Origin of the sequence: Microbacterium sp. NPDC076768, assembly GCF_040687205.1 — a bacterium.
Taxonomy (GTDB): domain Bacteria; phylum Actinomycetota; class Actinomycetes; order Actinomycetales; family Microbacteriaceae; genus Microbacterium.
Map to the genome: position 1 here is coordinate 1 of NZ_JBFBMU010000009.1, position 5,689 is coordinate 5,689.

Here is a 5,689-nt window from a genome sequence, read left to right on the forward strand (position 1 = left end):
CCCCCCTCAAGCGGAGAACCACTCCCAATCTTCTCTCATTTGAGAGTTCGGACGTTTGCGTCTAGGGTTGGGATTCCACCTCTTCTGTTGCTGTCTTCAGTGGTGTCGCGGATCTGAGATTCGCACGACACGCCGATTTGACAAGCGGGTCGAGGTGGGTAAGATAGAGAAGTTGCCCTTCGGGCCTGGTCGTGATGGCTGGGTCGTGGGAGCATCCGATCCTTGAGAACTCAACAGCGTGCACTTGTCAAATGCCAAATTATCCTCGTCTAGCTTCGGCTAGGTGAGAATTCCTTTGGATCAAAGACCAATCCTCTTCTGGGGGGTTGGCAATGGATAAAGTCAGCAATGAATTTGTCTCTTTGGTCAGCATCAAACTCGCTGCGTCACCGTTTTCCCGGTGGGGTATGCATTTCTTTTTTACGGAGAGTTTGATCCTGGCTCAGGATGAACGCTGGCGGCGTGCTTAACACATGCAAGTCGAACGGTGAACACGGAGCTTGCTCTGTGGGATCAGTGGCGAACGGGTGAGTAACACGTGAGCAACCTACCCCTGACTCTGGGATAAGCGCTGGAAACGGCGTCTAATACTGGATATGTGATGCGACCGCATGGTCTGTATCTGGAAAGAATTTCGGTTGGGGATGGGCTCGCGGCCTATCAGCTTGTTGGTGAGGTAATGGCTCACCAAGGCGTCGACGGGTAGCCGGCCTGAGAGGGTGACCGGCCACACTGGGACTGAGACACGGCCCAGACTCCTACGGGAGGCAGCAGTGGGGAATATTGCACAATGGGCGCAAGCCTGATGCAGCAACGCCGCGTGAGGGACGACGGCCTTCGGGTTGTAAACCTCTTTTAGCAGGGAAGAAGCGAAAGTGACGGTACCTGCAGAAAAAGCACCGGCTAACTACGTGCCAGCAGCCGCGGTAATACGTAGGGTGCAAGCGTTATCCGGAATTATTGGGCGTAAAGAGCTCGTAGGCGGTTTGTCGCGTCTGCTGTGAAATCCGGAGGCTCAACCTCCGGCCTGCAGTGGGTACGGGCAGACTAGAGTGCGGTAGGGGAGATTGGAATTCCTGGTGTAGCGGTGGAATGCGCAGATATCAGGAGGAACACCGATGGCGAAGGCAGATCTCTGGGCCGTAACTGACGCTGAGGAGCGAAAGGGTGGGGAGCAAACAGGCTTAGATACCCTGGTAGTCCACCCCGTAAACGTTGGGAACTAGTTGTGGGGTCCATTCCACGGATTCCGTGACGCAGCTAACGCATTAAGTTCCCCGCCTGGGGAGTACGGCCGCAAGGCTAAAACTCAAAGGAATTGACGGGGACCCGCACAAGCGGCGGAGCATGCGGATTAATTCGATGCAACGCGAAGAACCTTACCAAGGCTTGACATATACGAGAACGGGCCAGAAATGGTCAACTCTTTGGACACTCGTAAACAGGTGGTGCATGGTTGTCGTCAGCTCGTGTCGTGAGATGTTGGGTTAAGTCCCGCAACGAGCGCAACCCTCGTTCTATGTTGCCAGCACGTAATGGTGGGAACTCATGGGATACTGCCGGGGTCAACTCGGAGGAAGGTGGGGATGACGTCAAATCATCATGCCCCTTATGTCTTGGGCTTCACGCATGCTACAATGGCCGGTACAAAGGGCTGCAATACCGCGAGGTGGAGCGAATCCCAAAAAGCCGGTCCCAGTTCGGATTGAGGTCTGCAACTCGACCTCATGAAGTCGGAGTCGCTAGTAATCGCAGATCAGCAACGCTGCGGTGAATACGTTCCCGGGTCTTGTACACACCGCCCGTCAAGTCATGAAAGTCGGTAACACCTGAAGCCGGTGGCCTAACCCTTGTGGAGGGAGCCGTCGAAGGTGGGATCGGTAATTAGGACTAAGTCGTAACAAGGTAGCCGTACCGGAAGGTGCGGCTGGATCACCTCCTTTCTAAGGAGCATCTGACTCTTCGGAGTCCAGAACCCAGTTCGAAGGCGTCTGTTCTTCGCTGGGAGCTCATGGGTGGAACATTTGACATGGCATCAGGATCTGATCTTGGAATGAGTACGCCGCTTGCGGTGGGAAAGTTCTGGGTGATGGGGTGGGTGTCTGCACGCTGTTGGGTCCTGAGGGACCGGATGCGGATCCTTTGGGATCTGGTCTGTACCTCTGGGCCTCTTTCTGTTTCCCTTTTGGGGGTTGTGGATGGGGGTACCGCCCGTACTTTGAGAACTACACAGTGGACGCGAGCATCTTGCAGCCGGCTTTTGTCGGTTGCACAAGATGATCTTAAAGATCATTAGTCAATTTCATTCCAGGCTTTCGAGTCTGGAGTCGATTCTGATTCAAACTCATGTGAAATATCAAGTCTTTAAGAGCAAACGGTGGATGCCTTGGCATCTGGAGCCGAAGAAGGACGTAGCAATCTGCGATAAGCCTCGGGGAACTGATAAGCAAGTTTTGATCCGAGGGTGTCCGAATGGGGAAACCCCGCTGGGCGGCGTGCCGACCTAGTGACTCCCGCCTGAATATATAGGGCGGGTAGAGGGAACGTGGGGAAGTGAAACATCTCAGTACCCACAGGAAGAGAAAGCAACCGCGATTCCGTTAGTAGTGGCGAGCGAAACCGGATCAGGCTAAACCTAGCGTGTGTGATAGCCGGCAGGTGTTGCACGTTGGGGGTTGTGGGACTTTTCAGTCATCTCTGCCGAGGTGGCGGCGTTACAAGAAAGTATAGACGAACGGTCTTGAAAGGCCGGTCATAGAGGGTGCCAACCCCGTAGTCGAAATGCTTCTCTTGACGCGAAGAGTATCCCAAGTAGCACGGGGCCCGTGAAATCCCGTGTGAATCTGTCAGGACCACCTGATAAGCCTAAATACTCCCAGATGACCGATAGCGGACAAGTACCGTGAGGGAAAGGTGAAAAGTACCCCGGGAGGGGAGTGAAATAGTACCTGAAACCGTTTGCTTACAAACCGTTGGAGCCTCCTTAGTAGGGGTGACAGCGTGCCTTTTGAAGAATGAGCCTGCGAGTTAGCGATATGTGGCGAGGTTAACCCGTGAGGGGTAGCCGTAGCGAAAGCGAGTCTGAATAGGGCGATTCAGTCGCATGTCCTAGACCCGAAGCGAAGTGATCTATCCATGGCCAGGTTGAAGCGACGGTAAGACGTCGTGGAGGACCGAACCCACTTAGGTTGAAAACTGAGGGGATGAGCTGTGGATAGGGGTGAAAGGCCAATCAAACTTCGTGATAGCTGGTTCTCTCCGAAATGCATTTAGGTGCAGCGTTGCGTGTTTCTTACCGGAGGTAGAGCTACTGGATGGCCGATGGGCCCTACAAGGTTACTGACGTCAGCCAAACTCCGAATGCCGGTAAGTGAGAGCGCAGCAGTGAGACTGTGGGGGATAAGCTTCATAGTCGAGAGGGAAACAACCCAGACCACCAACTAAGGTCCCAAAGCGCGTGCTAAGTGGGAAAGGATGTGGAGTTGCCTTGACAACCAGGAGGTTGGCTTAGAAGCAGCCACCCTTGAAAGAGTGCGTAATAGCTCACTGGTCAAGTGATTCCGCGCCGACAATGTAACGGGGCTCAAGCACGCCACCGAAGTTGTGGCATTGACATTATTGGTAGGCCTTCGTGGTCCAGCCGTGTTGATGGGTAGGAGAGCGTCGTGTGGCCAGCGAAGCGGCGGTGTGAACCAGCCGTGGAGGCTACACGAGTGAGAATGCAGGCATGAGTAGCGAATGACGTGTGAGAAACACGTCCTCCGAAAGACCAAGGGTTCCAGGGTCAAGCTAATCTTCCCTGGGTAAGTCGGGACCTAAGGCGAGGCCGACAGGCGTAGTCGATGGACAACGGGTTGATATTCCCGTACCGGCGAAGAACCGCCCAAGCTAATCCAGTAGTGCTAAGTGTCTGAATCCCAGTGACTGATCCCTTCGGGGTGACGCGTTGGGCCTAGCGCACGACCCCATTCTGGTGCGGTTAGCGTATTAACAGGTGTGACGCAGGAAGGTAGCCCAGCCAGGCGATGGTTGTCCTGGTGCAAGTGCGTAGGCCGAGTCGTAGGCAAATCCGCGATTCACATAGGCTGAGACACGATGCGGATAAAGTGGGTGATCCTATGCTGCCAAGAAAAGCATCGACGCGAGGTTCAAGCCGCCCGTACCCCAAACCGACTCAGGTGGTCAGGTAGAGAATACCAAGGAGATCGAGAGAATCGTGGTTAAGGAACTCGGCAAAATGCCCCCGTAACTTCGGGAGAAGGGGGGCCTTCGGCGTATAGGGACTTGCTCCCAAAAGCGTTTGGAGGCCGCAGAGACTAGTGGGTAGCGACTGTTTACTAAAAACACAGGTCCGTGCCAAGTCGCAAGACGATGTATACGGACTGACGCCTGCCCGGTGCTGGAAGGTTAAGAGGACCGGTTAGCCGCAAGGCGAAGCTGAGAATTTAAGCCCCAGTAAACGGCGGTGGTAACTATAACCATCCTAAGGTAGCGAAATTCCTTGTCGGGTAAGTTCCGACCTGCACGAATGGCGTAACGACTTCCCAACTGTCTCAACCGCGAACTCGGCGAAATTGCATTACGAGTAAAGATGCTCGTTACGCGCAGCAGGACGGAAAGACCCCGTGACCTTTACTACAGCTTTGTATTGGTGTTCGGTGTGGCTTGTGTAGGATAGGTGGGAGACTTTGAAGCATGGACGCTAGTTCGTGTGGAGTCATTGTTGAAATACCACTCTGGTCACTCTGGATATCTAACTTCGAACCGTAATCCGGTTCAGGGACAGTGCATGGTGGGTAGTTTAACTGGGGCGGTTGCCTCCCAAAAAGTAACGGAGGCGCCCAAAGGTTCCCTCAACCTGGTTGGTAATCAGGTGTCGAGTGTAAGTGCACAAGGGAGCTTGACTGTGAGACTGACAGGTCGAGCAGGGACGAAAGTCGGGACTAGTGATCCGGCAGTGGCTTGTGGAAGCGCTGTCGCTCAACGGATAAAAGGTACCTCGGGGATAACAGGCTGATCTTGCCCAAGAGTCCATATCGACGGCATGGTTTGGCACCTCGATGTCGGCTCGTCGCATCCTGGGGCTGGAGTAGGTCCCAAGGGTTGGGCTGTTCGCCCATTAAAGCGGTACGCGAGCTGGGTTTAGAACGTCGTGAGACAGTTCGGTCCCTATCCGCTGCGCGCGTAGGAAATTTGAGAGGATCTGACCCTAGTACGAGAGGACCGGGTTGGACGAACCTCTGGTGTGTCAGTTGTTCCGCCAGGAGCACCGCTGATTAGCTACGTTCGGGATGGATAACCGCTGAAAGCATCTAAGCGGGAAGCCGGCCTCAAGATGAGATTTCCATACCTTCGGGTGAGAGGCTCCCAGCCAGACTACTGGGTTGATAGGCCAGATGTGGAAGTGCAGTAATGCATGCAGCTGACTGGTACTAATAAGCCGATGACTTGATAACACACCGTTTGTTGGTGCTACGCGTCCACTGAGTGGTTCTCGATGTACGGTCGAGAACTGCATAACAACAATGACTTTGTTATGTGTTTGATTGAAACATCAATAGTGTTTCGGCGGCCATAGCGTGAGGGAAACGCCCGGTTACATTCCGAACCCGGAAGCTAAGCCTCACAGCGCCGATGGTACTGCAGGGGGGACCCTGTGGGAGAGTAGGACACCGCCGAACTTCTTTTA

3 rRNA genes are annotated in these 5,689 nt (G+C 54.2%); all 3 read left to right on the forward strand.

From position 1 onward, the window contains the following. Positions 1-419 precede the first annotated feature (419 nt). Positions 420-1,943 (forward strand): 16S ribosomal RNA (locus AB0O87_RS15545). 411 nt (positions 1,944-2,354) lie between these two features. Continuing rightward, positions 2,355-5,456 (forward strand): 23S ribosomal RNA (locus tag AB0O87_RS15550). Between the two features lie 108 nt (positions 5,457-5,564). After that, positions 5,565-5,681 (forward strand): 5S ribosomal RNA (gene rrf, locus AB0O87_RS15555). The 16S, 23S and 5S rRNA genes sit together here, the layout of an rRNA operon. The last annotated feature ends 8 nt before the right edge of the window (positions 5,682-5,689 follow it).